The 16775-nt window shown below is 50.5% G+C and carries 15 protein-coding genes; 14 read left to right on the forward strand and 1 reads right to left on the reverse strand.

What is annotated here, in order from left to right:
- Positions 1 to 213: 213 nt before the first annotated feature.
- Positions 214 to 2301 (reverse strand): flagellar biosynthesis protein FlhA, encoded by a 2088-nt coding sequence (locus ACS18Q_RS05565; protein ID WP_038151275.1) that lies wholly within the window; start codon positions 2299 to 2301, stop codon positions 214 to 216.
- 311 nt (positions 2302 to 2612) lie between these two features.
- On the opposite strand from ACS18Q_RS05565, the gene lafA (ACS18Q_RS05570) reads away from it, so the two are divergent.
- The 14 genes from lafA (ACS18Q_RS05570) (at position 2613) to ACS18Q_RS05635 (ending at position 16710) form a co-directional block, all read left to right on the forward strand.
- Positions 2613 to 3452 (forward strand): lateral flagellin LafA, encoded by an 840-nt coding sequence (gene lafA, locus ACS18Q_RS05570; protein WP_441257506.1) that lies wholly within the window; start codon positions 2613 to 2615, stop codon positions 3450 to 3452.
- A gap of 253 nt (positions 3453 to 3705) precedes the next feature.
- Positions 3706 to 4590, forward strand: a complete 885-nt coding sequence (gene lafA, locus ACS18Q_RS05575; RefSeq protein WP_392440700.1) for a lateral flagellin LafA — start codon at positions 3706 to 3708, stop codon at positions 4588 to 4590.
- Positions 4591 to 4948: 358 nt separating this feature from the next.
- The gene (gene lafA / locus ACS18Q_RS05580) at positions 4949 to 5782 is read left to right on the forward strand and encodes a lateral flagellin LafA (RefSeq protein WP_392440701.1); all 834 of its coding nucleotides are present in this window, start codon (positions 4949 to 4951) and stop codon (positions 5780 to 5782) included.
- 110 nt (positions 5783 to 5892) lie between these two features.
- Positions 5893 to 7215, forward strand: a complete 1323-nt coding sequence (fliD, locus tag ACS18Q_RS05585) for a flagellar filament capping protein FliD (protein WP_206981490.1) — start codon at positions 5893 to 5895, stop codon at positions 7213 to 7215.
- A 16-nt stretch (positions 7216 to 7231) separates the two neighbouring features.
- Positions 7232 to 7621, forward strand: coding sequence for a flagellar export chaperone FliS (gene fliS, locus ACS18Q_RS05590; protein WP_004726304.1), 390 nt, complete (start codon positions 7232 to 7234; stop codon positions 7619 to 7621).
- 28 nt (positions 7622 to 7649) lie between these two features.
- Positions 7650 to 7943 carry a hypothetical protein gene (locus ACS18Q_RS05595; RefSeq protein WP_004726303.1) on the forward strand — a complete coding sequence of 98 codons (294 nt, stop codon included), beginning with the start codon at positions 7650 to 7652 and terminating at the stop codon, positions 7941 to 7943.
- Positions 7940 to 8842 (forward strand): flagellar hook-length control protein FliK, encoded by a 903-nt coding sequence (locus ACS18Q_RS05600; RefSeq protein ID WP_014205297.1) that lies wholly within the window; start codon positions 7940 to 7942, stop codon positions 8840 to 8842. The genes ACS18Q_RS05595 and ACS18Q_RS05600 overlap by 4 nt, the downstream gene beginning before the upstream one ends.
- 1 nt (position 8843) lies before the next feature.
- Positions 8844 to 9311, forward strand: coding sequence for a flagellar basal body-associated FliL family protein (locus ACS18Q_RS05605; RefSeq protein ID WP_004726300.1), 468 nt, complete (start codon positions 8844 to 8846; stop codon positions 9309 to 9311).
- The gene (locus ACS18Q_RS05610; RefSeq protein ID WP_232281696.1) at positions 9266 to 10006 is read left to right on the forward strand and encodes a sigma-70 family RNA polymerase sigma factor; all 741 of its coding nucleotides are present in this window, start codon (positions 9266 to 9268) and stop codon (positions 10004 to 10006) included. The genes ACS18Q_RS05605 and ACS18Q_RS05610 overlap by 46 nt, the downstream gene beginning before the upstream one ends.
- Before the next feature lies 1 nt (position 10007).
- Positions 10008 to 10865, forward strand: coding sequence for a flagellar motor stator protein MotA (gene motA / locus ACS18Q_RS05615; protein WP_014205296.1), 858 nt, complete (start codon positions 10008 to 10010; stop codon positions 10863 to 10865).
- A gap of 2 nt (positions 10866 to 10867) precedes the next feature.
- Positions 10868 to 11842, forward strand: coding sequence for a flagellar motor protein MotB (locus ACS18Q_RS05620; RefSeq protein WP_158140900.1), 975 nt, complete (start codon positions 10868 to 10870; stop codon positions 11840 to 11842).
- A complete protein-coding gene (locus ACS18Q_RS05625) occupies positions 11839 to 12102 on the forward strand; it encodes a hypothetical protein (RefSeq protein ID WP_004726296.1) in 264 nt (87 codons plus the stop codon). Before ACS18Q_RS05620 ends, ACS18Q_RS05625 begins: the two co-directional genes overlap by 4 nt.
- Positions 12103 to 12308: 206 nt before the next feature.
- Positions 12309 to 14603 carry a 5-methyltetrahydropteroyltriglutamate--homocysteine S-methyltransferase gene (metE, locus tag ACS18Q_RS05630; RefSeq protein WP_441257507.1) on the forward strand — a complete coding sequence of 765 codons (2295 nt, stop codon included), beginning with the start codon at positions 12309 to 12311 and terminating at the stop codon, positions 14601 to 14603.
- 184 nt (positions 14604 to 14787) lie between these two features.
- A complete protein-coding gene (locus ACS18Q_RS05635; RefSeq protein ID WP_238810438.1) occupies positions 14788 to 16710 on the forward strand; it encodes a methyl-accepting chemotaxis protein in 1923 nt (640 codons plus the stop codon).
- Positions 16711 to 16775 lie beyond the last annotated feature (65 nt).

The raw sequence follows: 16775 nt of genomic DNA on the forward strand, positions 1-16775 counted from the left end.
ACACCAAGGCATATCATCTCCTCCGCTATTGGTATTCGATGTTACTGATAAGTGTATCCCCTAACATTCACAGTGAATGTGCTTGTTTTTTTGCCTAAGAGGTTTTCTCTTAGGCTTTTTTTTGCGTTGAATTTGAGGTGGTGGCAGGGCGGGAGGATGAGCGGTGCGAATCGCATAAAGGCAGGCCTCACGGTGTGACGTGAGGCCTGAAAATCAGGAATCGATTTGACCCAGAGGGGTGATTTGGTAGTCGTTCGGGATCTCATTGAACGACAACACAATCAATCCTTTGGCGAAGGTGTGCGCCAATTTGCTTAGGATGGGCCTTGCCAGCGGCGTGACCAATAACACCGGTGTCATGCCTTGTGTTTGCATGGTCTGCATGATCGACGGCATTTTATTCTGGAACGTTTGCAGGATCTCAGCAGCGAGCGGAATGCCATCCAGCGGCGCATTCGGATCGCTTTGCTGCGTTAACGTGATCGCCGCTTTGATCTCTTGCTCCATTTTACTGCCGATGGTGAAGGCATGAATGGCGCGTGAGTTGGGTGCGACCAAACCGGCAATGGTGCGTTTCAACGCAACACGAATATTGGAAGCCAGCAAAATCGGGTCTTTGATCTTGTCGGCGCTTTCAATCAAGGTGTTGGCGATGGTGCGCACGTTGATGATGGGCACCTGTTCTGCCAAGAGCTTGCGAATCACCATCATCTGTAAGTTGGGGGTGATGGTGGTCGACAACGTCTCCGCCAGCTCCGGATGGTGATACGCCAGTCGTTCATTCAGCGCTTTCACATCATCATAGTTAAAAATGCCTTCCAAATGCTCGGCGCACACTTTGCTCACGTGTGTGGCAATGACGTCGTGAATGTCAATCACCTGAAAGCCCATGTTGATGGCTTTGCTTTTGTGATCTTTGTGAACCCATAAGGCGGGCAAGCGATAGGCCGGATCCACCCCGATGGTGCCATCAATATTGGCTGCGGTGACGCCGGGGCCAACCACCATCAACATGTCGGGATAGACATCGCCACGTTCGATTTCGTCGCCATCAATATAAATGGCGTATTCCGATGGTTTCAGCGCCAAGTCGTCTCGGACCACCACTTCGGGGATCAAAAAACCAATTTGCTCGCTGAGGGTTTTACGACAGCCGCGAATGCTTTTCAGCAAGGCGTTTTGCTCTTGTTTGGTGACCAAAGGCACCAACTTAAATCCAAGGCGCAGTGCGATGGTGTCCACGCTTGGGATCAGCGACCAATCTAAGGGCTGATCTTTGTAGGAGATTTGCTCCATCGGCGCTTCAATTGGGGCGGCTTCATCGCTTGGCGTGGTGTCGCGTTTGCTCTGGCGCCACGCCACAAACCCCACCACACAGCTAAAGCTGTAGAAGGCGAGGTGTGGCATGTTGGGCACGCTACCAATGATGAACATCACGGCAGACGTCATGTACAAAATTGACGGCGTGGCCAGAATTTGTCGATGCACGGTTTGGGCGATGTCGTTGTCGTTGTCGCTAATGCGCGTCACGATGATCGCGGCCGAGGTCGCCAGCAGCAGCGACGGAATTTGCGCAACCAGACCGTCACCAATGGTCAGCAGCGCGTAGGTTTGAAATGCGTCTCCAAACGGCAATTGGTGCTCAAACATCCCGATCATCACACCGCCCGCTAAGTTGATGAACAAAACCAGCAAGCCGGCGACCGCATCGCCGCGCACGAACTTACTCGCACCGTCCATCGCACCGTAGAATTCGGCCTCGTCGCCCACTTCTTTGCGGCGGGTACGTGCTTGTTCTTGCGTGATGTTGCCTGAGTTGAGATCGGCATCGATCGCCATCTGTTTCCCTGGCAATGCATCCAGCGTAAAGCGCGCCGACACTTCCGAGATCCGTTCGCCACCTTTGGTGATCACGACAAAGTTGATGATCATCAGAATGACAAACACCACGATACCGACCACATAGCTGCCGCCGATCACCACTTCACCAAACGACTGAATTACTTTACCGGCGGCGTCGCCCCCGTTGTGACCTTCCAGCAGAACGATACGTGTTGATGCAACGTTGAGGGTCAAACGCAGCAAGGTGGCAATCAGCAACAGCGACGGGAAAACGGAGAAGTCCAGCACGCGCTTGACCGTGCTACTGACCAGCAGCACCACAATGGCGAGCATGATGTTAAAGGTGAAAAAGGCATCCAGCAGAATTGCGGGCAATGGCAGGATCACCATTGCTAATACCATCAGGAGAACAACTGGAATGGCCAGTTTGGAATTGAATATCTTCAAACCCTTTATCATTGCGTGCGGTCTTCATTGTTACGTGATACCGGGTGATGCTTATGATTCATCAGCCGGATTAAGAGGGCGCTATTTTAGAGCCAACTTGAATAATCACGCATAGGAATAGTCTGATAGCGATGTGGAAAAACACTACATATTTTTAGTGTGGATGTCCGGGTTATTTTGCATTTAAATACAATGAGTTATAAATAATTTTAAAATTATTGAAATGGAAGTTTTTGTGTTGTCGTAAAGCAGGGTTGAAGACGCGAGCGTATCGCATCACTAATTTTGACTCACAATGTGAGTGGACAACAAGGAACTTGATTATGGCCATTTCTCTACACACGAACTACGCCAACCTGGTGACACAAAACAACCTGAACTCAGTGAACAAAGCGCTGACCACCTCGATGGAGCGTTTGTCGACCGGTCTGCGGATTAACTCTGCAGCGGATGATGCGGCGGGCCTGCAAATTGCTAACCGTCTGGAAGCGCAATCACGCGGCATGTCAGTCGGTATGCGTAACTCACAAGACGCCATCTCGATGATGCAAACTGCCGAAGGCTCCATGGACGAAATGACCAACATGGCGTACCGCATGAAAGATTTGGCGACGCAAGCGGCGAACGGCACCAATAGCGATGAAGATATCGCCGCGATGCAGTCAGAATTCAGCGCACTAGCTGGACAACTAGAAAAAATGCAAACCAGCACCAACTTTGGTGGCAAGCAACTTCTGGGTTCTACTGGGGCTTTTGGGGCGGGTGATGTTACGTTTCAAATTGGTTCTTCATCAGCCGATACCTTGACAGTGAATGTTGCAACTGAACTTGCTGATCTTGAAACTGCTGTAGGTGATTTCCAGGCTGCTGATGTGCTGAGTACAAATGCAGCAACAACCATGGATGCACTGGATTCCTTTATCGGTGACTTGGGTGCCGCGCGTTCTGCATTCGGTGCGCAAATCAACAACCTAGAGCACAACATCAACAACCTCGCTAACATGGTGGAAAACGTAGATGCTTCAAAAGGTCGCATCATGGACACCGACTTTGCCAAAGAGTCTGGCGTGATGTCGAAAAACCAAATGTTGATGCAAGCAGGCGCGCAAATGCTGAGTGCAACCAAGATGATGCCACAGCTGGCGATGTCGATGCTGGGTTAATCTCAACACCACTTTTTCAAGGCGAGCATGGGCTCGCCTTTTTGCTATCTAATGCTGGTGCGGATGGCGTGAGCGCGTGTGGTGTCGATGGGGCGTGTATCCACGCCAACCTCATTTTCAGAAAAAAACGAAAAAAAATTCAATGTCCGTGAAATAAATTCTTCAGTGTTGCCGTAAAGCATGGTTGAAACCCATAGCCTCGCACCATGGTGTCGACGATAACGACGGGGTGCGAATAACAAGGAACTCTAAAATGGCAATTTCTTTACACACTAACTACGCCAACCTGGTGACACAAAACAACCTGAACTCAGTGAACAAAGCGCTGACCACCTCGATGGAGCGTTTGTCGACCGGTCTGCGCATTAACTCTGCAGCGGATGATGCGGCGGGCCTGCAAATTGCTAACCGTCTGGAAGCGCAATCACGCGGCATGTCAGTCGGTATGCGCAATTCACAAGACGCCATCTCGATGATGCAAACTGCTGAAGGCTCCATGGATGAGATGACCAACATGGCGTACCGTATGAAAGATTTGGCCACGCAAGCGGCAAACGGTACCAACAGTGCTGAAGATATCGCCGCGATGCAGTCAGAATTCGACGCACTGGCTGGCCAACTGGGCAAAATGCAAACCAGCACCAACTTTGGTGGTCAACAATTATTAGGTACTGGTGGTGCATTCGGTGCTGCAGGTGTTACGTTTCAGATTGGTGCTAATTCAAGTGATACGTTGACGATTGATGTGTCTAAAGCTATCGGAAAACTAGAAGAAAGTGTAATACAGTTTGCTGGTGACCCTGATGCGGTTGACGGAAATGATGACCCTGCACCTATTGCTGGCATGAACATTGCGGACAACGCGACGGGAGCAATGGATGCATTGGATTCTTTTATCGGTGAGTTGGGTGCCGCGCGTTCTGCATTCGGTGCGCAAATCAACAACCTAGAGCATAACATCAACAACCTTGCCAACATGGTGGAAAACGTAGATGCTTCAAAAGGTCGCATCATGGACACCGACTTTGCCAAAGAGTCTGGCGTGATGTCGAAGAACCAAATGCTGATGCAAGCGGGCGCGCAAATGCTGAGTGCAACCAAGATGATGCCACAGCTGGCGATGTCGATGCTGGGTTAATCTCAACACCACTTTTTCAAGGCGAGCATGGGCTCGCCTTTTTTATGTGCTCAACTTCGTGCGCATCTTCCTCGGGCGTACACGTTTTTTCCGGTGTCATGACGGGCGGGGCATTGGCGTTTTGGGGCCGAATGCGTGTCAGACGATTCTGCTATCGCGTGATGATTGGCTACATCGTTTGAGTGGCATGAATGAGATGATTCTGATTTTATTTACAATAAAAACAGTGACTTATAAATATTTTCGAAATAAGTGAAATAAAATGTGCCAAGTTGCCGTAAAGCATGATTAGACACGCGAGAACATCGCACACTAATTTTTAGCTCACGATAATGAGCGGCTAACAAGGAACTTGATTATGGCCATTTCTCTACACACGAACTACGCCAACCTGGTGACACAAAACAACCTGAACTCGGTGAACAAAGCGCTGACCACCTCGATGGAGCGCTTGTCGACCGGCCTGCGGATTAACTCTGCAGCAGATGATGCGGCGGGCCTGCAAATTGCTAACCGTCTGGAAGCGCAATCGCGCGGCATGTCAGTCGGTATGCGTAACTCACAAGACGCCATCTCGATGATGCAAACTGCTGAAGGCTCTATGGACGAAATGACCAACATGGCGTACCGCATGAAAGATTTGGCCACGCAAGCGGCGAACGGCACCAACAGTGCTGAAGATATCGCTGCGATGCAGTCAGAATTCGAAGCGCTGGCTGGCCAACTGGGCAAAATGCAAACCAGCACCAACTTTGGTGGTCAACAGTTGCTGGGAGATAGCGGGTCTTTTTCCGATAAGGTCACATTCCAAATTGGTTCGAGTTCAACTGATGTTCTAGTGGTTGATGTATCCGAATCCCTTGAAACGTTGTCTGACTCTATTACTGACTTTGCTACGGCAAAACTGGATACTGATATTGGCGATATTATGGACGGTCTAGATTCCTTTATCGGTGACCTCGGTGCAGCGCGTTCTGCATTCGGTGCACAAATCAATAACCTAGAGCACAACATCAACAACCTTGCCAACATGGTGGAAAACGTGGATGCCTCAAAAGGTCGCATCATGGACACCGACTTTGCCAAAGAGTCTGGCGTGATGTCGAAAAACCAAATGCTGATGCAAGCAGGCGCGCAAATGCTGAGTGCAACCAAGATGATGCCACAGCTGGCGATGTCAATGTTGGGCTAATTCCTACAAACGCTTCAGTCGGGGCGGGCGTTTGCCCGCCCTTTTTTCATCATATTATGTATTAGTGAAACCGTCTGATCTGGCGGCGATTTATGGGGTAAGGAATATAAATGTACATTGATGCAGCCAGTATGGCGTCTCAAATGGCGATGTACGATGTCTCGCCGGCGGAAACGCGCTACAACAGCCGATTGAAGATTTTTCAAAACCAATCGTCGATGCTGAGCAAAATTACCTCGTCCATGAGCAGTTTGGATTCGGTGATCTACAAGTTCACCAAACCCGGCGCATCGTTTGTGCAAAACACGACCTCGTTGTCGTCGGAAGACCATGTCAACGTGACCACGTCGGGCAATGCCAGCAGCGTCAACATGGATCTCTACGTGGAACAGTTGGCGTCATCCCATCAGGTGGTGGTGAACACGTCGGCAATGAACGTCAATGACGAATTCTCACCGGCCACGGGCAGTATCGAAGTGCAGCATGGCGGCGAGACCATCACGATTCAACTCGCGGATGCAGAAAGTAACGGTGATGGCACGGTGTCGTATCAAGAGTTCATCAGCCATTTTAACCGCGTGATGGACGGCCGAGTGACGGCGACCATGGTGCGCTCGGGGAACGAAATGAAGATGCTGTTTACCTCGAATGAGACCGGTCAAGACAACCAATTTCAGATTTCCGCCTCCGATGACTCTGGGCTAAGCGACGCATTTTCCACGGCGAATGATAACCCGATCAAAACCGGCACCGACGCGATTGTGTGGCTGGGGGATTACGGCAGCGGCGTTCAACTGACGAACAGTTCTAATACGTTTGAAAACATCGTGAATGGTGTCGATGTGGAACTGAAAAAGGCGCACGAAATGGGCGGTATCGCCACCAACATCACCGTGGGGCCAGACGCTGATGCCACCATGACGTTGCTCAAAGAGTTTGTCACCGCTTACAACGACATGATGTCAGTGATTGCCGAGGCGACCAAGTCGAGCGGTGAGAGCAGTGAACGCGGCGTGTTTTCCACCGACTCGTCGTTCAAGAGCCTCGAACAGCAACTGAAAAGCCTCATGCGGGACAGCTACAACGGCGTCAGCTTGAGTGACGTGGGGCTCTCTTTAGACAAATCGGGCAAATTGGAGCTCGATGAAGACAAGTTTCGTGAAGCGTCCAAGAGTGTGGACATGGAACAAGTGTTCCGTGCCGAGGGCGGCCTATTCACTACCTTGCAAAAGTCCGTCAATGACTATACCGACTTTGCCGACGGTTCGTTGACACGCAAGAAAGAAACCATTGAGTTGCAACAAAAACGCATCAATGAGGCGTTGGACAAGCTCGAAGATAAATACCAGGTCATCTATTCACGCTACCTGGCGCAATACACTCGTTTGAACTCCATCATGGCCTCGATGGATTCAATCAACACGTTATTTTAATTCGTAGGAATATTTGATGTTACTGGGTAATCAACAACAGATGGCGTACAGCAATGTACAAGTCCAGGCAAATGCCTCTGTCTCGAACAGCTTTGAATTAATTTTCATGCTGCATGAACGCTTGGATCAAGAAATCGATGTGATGATTTTTGCGATTGAAAACCATGATCTGGAAAAAAAGTCGCTGGCGGCTCAAAAAGCGATCGATATTCTTACCGCTCTGGATTCATCACTGGATCTCAATAATTCCAATGAGCTGATTAACAATATTCATAATTTATATGAATACAGCATTCGCGAAATATTTAAGGCTTCTAAAGATCTGGATGTCAGTTATTTATTGGAATTAAAACAACCATTGGCTGACCTCAAAGAAGGCTGGCAAGGTTTGATGAATCAGCAATAAGCATTCACTCAGCAATAAGAACTTACTCATGAATGAACACGAACTGGCTCGGTTGATTGCGATTTATCAGAAAGCCGTGACAACCCACAATATTGATGCGATCGAAAGAATTGTTCAGTTGCTGCCGGAAAAAATTCATGCCATCGACCGCAGTCATCCGAACCATCAAAAACTGCTGATGCAACTGAAATCCGTCCATCGCTTGGCGATGGCCACCATCAAAAAAGATATCGCCGTTTTACATTCACAACTTCATGACGCTGAACACAATAAAGTGAGGGATCTCGCTTACAAGAAGACGCAGTTAAATCAGACCTTATGAACGCCAGCATAACACTTTCCAAATTCAACCCGACGGACGCCAAAACGAGTGTGTCGGCCACGATCGCGCCGGGCTTTCAGCCCGCAGCCAGTGAACTGAGCGCAGATCGCTTTCAGCCATTGATCGACACGGTGTCGACATCAGACATCGCGGATCAGGCTACCCCTGAAACGGTGACGGAGCGTTTAGCCAGCCCCACGATGCCTGACTCGGTGCGCCAAGACAGCGTTCAGAACCTTGCTCTGTCAACTTCTGAAGCGCTAGGCCCAGAATCGATTCGCGTGTTGTCGCCGCTGGAAACGCAGGCTGCGTCTGTGAGCCATACACGCGCATCAGCCATGCCGATGGTGATGGTGGTGGGCGCGGAGGTTCGAGCTGCGGAGTCATCTACTCCGACGGTGGAGATGAGTACGTTGCTCCAAACTGCTGCACCCACAGAGATCAAAGATGCTGCACGCGGCTGGGTGTTTAAGGCTGCGGTGGATAAGCACCTCACTGCCGAACAAATGGGCCAGAAACTGAGCGCCTTGGTGGCCGATAAAGTGGCGGTTCAATACAACGCCAAAGCTTCCGCCGCGACCATTCGTTTGGATCCCCCCGATCTGGGCAAGATTGATCTGTTGGTTCGCGTGGATGGGGGAAAAGTGCAGATTCAGGTACAAGCGTCCTCGCACATGACGCGTGAGTCGTTGCAACTGACGTCCGATCGACTGCGTGACGAACTGCTAAACCAAAACTTTATTGATGTGGATGTGCATATTTTTGATGAACACACGCAACACGATCCGCATCAAGAACTGAACTACAACAACGACTTGATCGTGGCATCTAACCTGGTATCGGAAGAGCAGGAGAAGGCAGACGTGACACAGACTTTGAGCGAGCTTGCGAGAATTTAACATGAAGAAAACTGCAATTACTGTTTTTGCGTCGGTGACCGCGACGTTAGCCATTTTGTTTGGCCTGCGTTACGCGGGGGTGGATGTGGTCGGGTTGTTGAGCGTTGAAAAACCGCACTCGATTGAACAGGTGATGCTGACTCAGGCACAGCGCATTTCGACCTTATCGGAAACCAACGTTCAGGTGCCCATGCAGGGGCTGATCATTCCGGTCAATACCGGCAGACGACAAAGCCTGCTGATGCTGGATTTCTACCTGTACACGGCAGAAGAAAACGAAAAAATGCTGCGCAAAGAAACGCCGAAAATCAAGAACCTGATCCTCAAAACCTTCAGTGTTAAACCGATCGAGTATTATCGCGACGAAGCGTTTGTGTGGAACATTCAAGAAGATTTGCGTGATCTGTTTAAAGACGAGCGTCAGTGGCGAGTGAACGAAGTGTTGATCACCAAAGCGGTGTATCAATAATGTTTCTCTCCAGACAAGCGTATCAAAAAACGCCCATCAGCAGCGCCACGCAACGCAACGTGTTGGAGCAGCAGGCGTTAGAATCGCACCTGTATTTGATTCAGCGTTCGCTCAATAAATATCGCGGTGTGGTCGATCCGGATACGTTGGACGACTTGCGACAAATCGCCTTGATGGCATTTATTTTGGAGCTGAGAAAGTTTGATCACGTCATCAACGATGACTTCTTAAAATCAGTTACGGTGCGGTTGAAGGGCGCCATTATTGATGAACTTCGCGCGCGTGATTATTTAAGCCGTGAGCAACGCAGCCTCTCGAATAAAATTAAAGACACAGAACGAAAATTCATGGCGAAATATGGTCGTTCACCAACACAAGCCGATATTTGTTCACAGTTAAATATCTCTTCTGAAGAGTATATGAATGCGATCATCGATCTCACCATGTCGGATGATGTGGAATTATTTGAGTTGGTGAATCACGCAGAGGATTCTCAGAAGGAATTTATTTCCCTTATGCTCGAAAAAGAGCTGAAACAATTAGCACCAAGTATACAAAAAGTCCTCTATTTTATTTATGTGATGGGTCTGAGCACGCAAGAAACAGCGCAGGTTCTCGAGATCAGCGAAATGAAAGTTCACAGAATAAAACACAAAGGAATTGAAATAATACGTTCACGTTTAGGTGGTCATTAATATGAAACAGATTGTTTCGTTTGTCGTCATACTGATTATTATTGCCGTGTCATTTGTTTTGCATGGCGGCCGATTGGGCGCGCTGATCAGCGTGGCTGAAATTGCGATCATTTTTGGGTGTGCCATTTGCGGCATGATCATCGCTAGCAAGACCGCCACGCTCAAGTTGATGTTACAACAGGTGAAGATCAGCCTGAGTAAGAGCACATACGATCGTCAGTATTATCAGGACTTGTTGTCTTTGATGTTTGAGCTGATCAATGTGGCGAAAATGCAAAACCTCAAGGCGCTTGATGCGCACGTTGAGAATCCGGAAAGCAGTAATATCTTTGCAAAGTATCCAGCCATCACGCGCGATGAAAACACGCTGAAGTTTATTGTCGACTCGTTCCGTCAAATCATCAGCTCCAAAATGTCGGCGCATGATGTCGAAGCCGCGCTGGAAGAAGAGATCGAGAAGCTGCTGGAAGAGTACAAAAAACCGTCTGAAAAAATGCACGCCATGGCAGAAGCGATGCCGGGCATCGGTATCTTGGCTGCGGTGATGGGCATCATTTTGACCATGCAATATCTCGATGCGGAAGTGAGCGTGATTGGTCAAAGTATCGCTGGCGCGCTGGTGGGGACGTTTACCGGTATTTTTGGCTGCTACTGTCTATTTGGCCCGTTGTCGCAAGCGATTCAGGAAGTCGCTGAAGAACAAATTGCGCCACTGCAATGCGTGCGCTGCATCATTTCCGCTTACTGCCAGAACCTTTCACCTCACATGTGCGTGAATGCGGGACGACGTCAAATCGAGCTGCATCACAAGCCAACCTTCACTGAGCTTGAGCAAGTGATCGACAGTTTGCGGAGCTAATCATGAGTCAGGATGGCGTTACCATTATCAAAAAGAAAAAGCGTGGCGGACACGGTGGTGGGCATGGTGGCGGCTGGAAAGTTGCCATGGCCGACCTGATGATTTCGATGTTCGCGCTGTTTTTGATCCTGTGGCTATTGACGATGATGGACGATGAAGAAGGGAGCCAACTGATTCAATATTTCCAAACGGGGGAAGTGCAGGCGCACACGTTATCAGTGGATGCGCTGGGCAACAGTATCAGCCCGATTAAATTGCCTCAAATCGCCACTGCTCACATCGATGCGGAATTTGATCGCATGCGTGATGCGTCGTTGATTGAGGGCGAAGTGGATACACACCAAGAGTTGGAACTGTTCAGTCGCCTGATTGAAGATCAGGTGAATGAATTGGACGGCGCGGGCAGTGTCAATGTACAGATCACACCGCAAGGCCTGAAAATCATCATCAGTGATTCCGATAAAGGACCGATGTTTAATCGCGGCGGTTCGTCGATGACGCCGTATTATCAAGACCTGCTGTTGAATCTGGCGCCCGTGTTTAGCCGGGTGGAAAATGCGATCATTGTGACCGGCCACACCGATGCGTCGCGCTTTCGTGGTACGAGTATGACCAACTGGGAGCTGTCGTCCAACCGAGCCAACTCGGCTCGATATTTCCTCAATAGTGGCGGCGTGCCGAGAGCACAGATTTTCCAAGTGTCGGGCATGGCAGAGTCGGCGCCTTTGTTGCCAGAGAACCCGAAAAGCGGTCAGAACCGTCGCATTGAGATTTTTCTGTTGACCTCCGACGCACAGCGTCAACTGAGCGCCGTGTACCGAGGATTGGCGACACCGAGTGAGATGAGCAACGACCAAGCATCGATGTCTAAAGTGCAAGACAGCAAAGAGCAGGCACGACGTGCGGCCGCGGCGAATCAGCCACCCAACGACGTGTCGCTACGGCGTCGCCATGAAGGGATGAATCCAACGTTATGATTAAACACAAACGCCGCTGGGTGGCTTGGTTAACGCTGATCAACTTCGTGCTGACCTTTGGCTACCTGTTGATGCCAGTCCCGGATGAAATCATCAACTTTATCCTGGGCATGCTGCTGCTCTGCTACAACTACTTTATCGTGCGCGTGGTGGTGAATTTCCCCAAAGGAACGCTCAGCACGCGTCAAGACAGCCATTTGGTTGCGCCCTTATGGGGCAGTATTTTGCTGGCGATGTTCTCGGTTGCCGCGCAATATTAATCGTGATGTTCAAGCCGCCTTCACAGGCGGCTTTTTTATTTCTACTCATCCAACTCGCCACCAGCATGAATATTTTTAATAAACAAGTTGAATATTTGGACGTTGAGTTCAACCCCGTCGAGCGAGATAGTTTAGCCATCCAGACATCTTGATAAATCACAAGACACGGATGTCTGCCCTAATCCATGATCAGAAGGACTTCAGCGATGGCGACTACCACACACATCCTCGGCTACCCACGTATCGGCGAAAAACGCGAACTGAAATTTGCGTTGGAAAAATACTGGCGCGGCGAAATCAATCAGGCAGAACTTCAGACCGTTGGTCGTGACATTCGTCAGCGCAACTGGACGTTGCAAAAAGAGGCGGGGCTGAGCTTTGCCACCGCTGGCGACTTTGCATGGTACGACCATGTGTTGACCACAACGCTGTTGTTGGGACATGTGCCCAAGCGCCATCGTCACGGGTTTCCTGATCTGGACACGCTGTTTCGTGTGGGGCGCGGTCAGTCGCAAACCCATTGTGGTTGTAGCGGCAGCGCTGCATCGGACATGACCAAGTGGTTCAATACCAACTATCACTACATCGTGCCGGAATTTAGCCGTGACGACAGCTTTGACGTCAGTTGGCCGCAACTGTTTGAAGAGATCAATGAAGCGACCAAGGCAGGTTTTGATGTCAAACCTGTGCTGCTTGGCCCCGTGAGCTACCTGTATTTAGGCAAAGAAGTTGAAGCGGGGTTTGATCGCCTCACATTGCTGCCTCGCGTTCTCACGGCGTATCAGGCGATTCTGGCGAAACTCGCCAAGCAGGGCGTGACTTGGGTGCAAATCGACGAGCCGATTCTGTCGCTCGAACTGGAACAGCCGTGGCAGGATGCGTTCAAGCTGGCGTACCAAGTGATTCAGGGCGATGTCAAACTGCTGCTGACCACCTATTTTGATTCAGTGCACGACACGCTAAACAAGATCATCGACTTGCCAGTGAATGGTTTGCATATTGATTTGTCGGCGGCGCCAGCGCAACTAGATGAAGTGCTTGCCAAACTGCCAAGCAACTGGGTGTTATCGGCGGGGGTGGTTAACGGCCGAAACGTTTGGCGTGCGGACTTAAGTACGCTGCTGCACACATTGGAACCGGTCAAAGCGGCGCTGGGTGAGCGTTTGTGGGTGGCAAGTTCGTGTTCGTTGCTACACAGTCCGGTTGATCTCGAATTGGAGCAAAACCTGTCGGAAGAGGTGCGTAGCTGGTTTGCATTTGCTAAACAAAAAGTGACAGAAGTGGCACTGCTTGGCCGCGCGTTGGATGGCGATCCGGCGGCGATTCTGGCGTGTGATACTTACAGCCAGCCGATTGCAGCGCGTAAAACCGCGACGCACGTGAATAAGCCACAAGTACAAACGAGGCTCAATCAGGTCACGGCGGCGTGGGCACAGCGCAGCGCGCCATACGCTGAGCGTGCGCACCATCAAGCGGAAGTGCTGGGTTTGCCTTTCTTACCGACCACGACCATCGGCTCTTTTCCGCAAACGGGTGAAATTCGCACCCAGCGCAGCGCTTATCGTCAGGGACATTTGTCGCAAGCGGAATACACCGCCGCGCTGAAAGGTCATATTGCCGATGCGGTGAAACGTCAGGAAGCGTTGGATCTGGATGTGCTGGTGCACGGAGAAGCAGAACGCAACGACATGGTGGAGTACTTTGCGGAGCATCTGGCAGGGTTTCAAACCACGCAGTTTGGTTGGGTGCAGAGTTACGGTTCACGCTGCGTGAAGCCTGCGATTGTGGTGGCCGATATTGAACGCGAGCAGCCCATCACGGTGGCGTGGTCAACTTATGCGCAGTCGCTGACGTCAAAACAGATGAAAGGCATGCTGACGGGGCCGGTGACGATTCTGTGCTGGACCTTCCCACGCGAAGATATCTCCCGCAAACAGATCGCGCAGCAATTGGCGTTGGCGCTGCGGGATGAAGTGGCGGATCTGCAAGATGCGGGCATCAACATCATTCAGATCGATGAACCGGCGATTCGTGAAGGGTTGCCACTGAAAAAACGCGACCACCAAACTTATCTCAATTGGGCTGTGGAAGCGTTTAAGATTTCGGCTGCCAGTGCGCGCCCGGAAACGCAAATTCACACCCACATGTGTTACAGCGAGTTCAACGAAATCATTGATTCAGTCGCTGCGTTGGATGCGGATGTGATTACCATTGAAACGTCGCGCTCAAACATGGAATTGTTGAAAGCCTTCGAAGCGTTTAATTACCCGAACGCGATTGGCCCGGGCGTGTATGACATTCACTCGCCCAACATTCCGGCGCAAGCATGGATTGAGGATTTGCTGCGTAAAGCGGCGGAGAAAATTCCGGCACAGCGCCTGTGGGTGAATCCCGATTGCGGCTTGAAAACGCGTAACTGGCCCGAAGTTGAAGCGGCACTGACCCACATGGTGCTGGCGGCCAAAGCGCTGCGCAACGAATGGCAGCCGAGCGCAGAATAACGATTAAAATTATCAATAAGGTCTCATTAAGAGGCCTTATTTTCTTTTACCGTCACACACGAGTGCTATTCTCAATAGGTTCATTCATCGCCAAGGTGGCGTCGGCGGGGGAGCCGGGATGGACGCTCCAATTGGGAGCATCGGTCGTCTAGCCCGTTCATCAGACTGAGGGATAAGTACCCATATGAAGAAAACACTCGGACTCAAACAACTGTTACTGATCTCGGTGATGGTGCTGGTGGGCGCATCGGTTGCCATTTCCAGCTATGTGTCGTACGTCAAAGAATCGGAAGTCATCAGCGCGATGATCACCAAATCTGGGGCGCTCTACACCGCCGATAAAGCGGAATTGGTGCAGACGTTTTTGCAGGAAAAAATTGAAGGGGTGAAAGGCATTGGTACGCTGTACCAAAACCAGTCTTTCCCGGGCAGTTCAGCGCAAGACTACGTCGCATTTGCCGAGCTGCTGGCGACCTCATTAGCGACCGGCAGCTCATTCATCGGCTTTGAATCCAACGGGGATGCCTTCTGGAACCAGACCAGTGATGCGTGGCCGAATCACAAGTTCAACGGCGACATTCGAACCATGAGTTACTATCAAGATGGTCGTAAAGCGGTGACACCGGCGGTGACCGATCCGTATTCTGATGGTGCTACCGCGGATATCTACTGGATCAGCATTGTGCAGAAAACCCATGACGGTATGTTGGGGGTGGACATGCGCTTGGGCTTTTTGAACAAGCTGGTGGAAAAGGCGACAGCGTTGACCGGATCGTCGGCGATGATTCTCAATCACGACGGTACCGTGCTAGCGGCCTCAAAAAACAGCGTGCTCAAACCGGGCGAAAATAGCAAAGAGCCCGCGTGGTTTAAAGCCACTGCGAATACCATCACCTCGACCCCGATGGCGACCTTAAACTACAGCGTGAATGGTGAAGACAAAATCCTGTTTTCTCACGAAATTCCGGTTGCAGATAAAACTTGGTACTTTGTCATCGACCAAAACAAAGCCATGGCGTTCGCCGCGCTTACTGCATCCAAAACCTCGGCAATCTTGATTGGTGTGATTGCGGTGGTGCTCAGTGTGCTGGTGGCCTTCTTTGTGATTCAAGTGCTGTATCGCCCCATCTTGTCGTTGAAACAGACCATCATCAGCTTGTCCAACGGCGACGGCGATTTAACCCAGCGGCTGGAAGTCAAATCGCAAGATGACTTGGGGCAGATTGCGCAGGGGGTGAATCAGTTCATCGGCCATTTGCAAACCATGTTGCTGGACATCAAACAAGCTTCTGACACGTTGCAAGCCAATGTTGCGGAGGTGGAGCAGTTGTCTCAACTGAACGCGGAGAAACTGCGTCATCATGTGGTGGAAACCGAGCAAATTGTGACGGCGCTGGAGGAGATGAATGCGACCGCGAGTTCAACGGCCTCAGATGCTTCGAACACGTCAAATCTGACTCAGCAAGCCAATCACACCAGTGTGGAATCACGCAATATCATGGCGCGCTCGCTGGCGACGGTGGATGCGCTGATTCAAGATGTGGATACGACGGTCTCGAACGTGCAGAGCATGAGCGACGAGACGCAAAACATTCATTCAGTGCTGACGGTCATCAGTGAAATTGCGGAGCAAACGAACTTATTGGCGCTGAATGCGGCGATTGAGGCGGCGCGTGCGGGTGAGCAGGGGCGGGGCTTTGCGGTGGTCGCTGATGAAGTGCGCAACCTCGCGAACCGAACCAAAGACAGTACACAAGAAATTGAAAACGCGATTGGCAAACTGCTACAAGGTAATCAGGTGGTGGTCGATTCCATGGGCAAAACCAAACAGCGCTGTCATGACACCGCCAGCAGCTCGAAAAATGTTTCGGAAAGCTTGGAAAACATGGTCAATTTCATCAACGAGATCAACGATCTCAGCACGCAGATTGCGACTGCTGCCGAAGAGCAGAGCAGTGTCACCCATGGGGTCAGTCAGAGCATGAACGAGTTGAATCTCATTGTGTCAGAATTGGACGACATTGGTTCACGAACGTCACAAGGTATGGGCGATATTACGCAAGTCAACCAGCGGATTGTGTCGAGTATTAGTCGTTTTAAATTGTGAGTAAACGGGAAAGACAAAACAGGAGGCAATGCCTCCTGTTTCCTTTTCTACCTTAACCGCTGCGT

Source organism: Vibrio sp. Vf1514 (assembly GCF_052076135.1).
In the GTDB taxonomy this organism is placed as follows: Bacteria; Pseudomonadota; Gammaproteobacteria; order Enterobacterales; family Vibrionaceae; genus Vibrio; species Vibrio furnissii.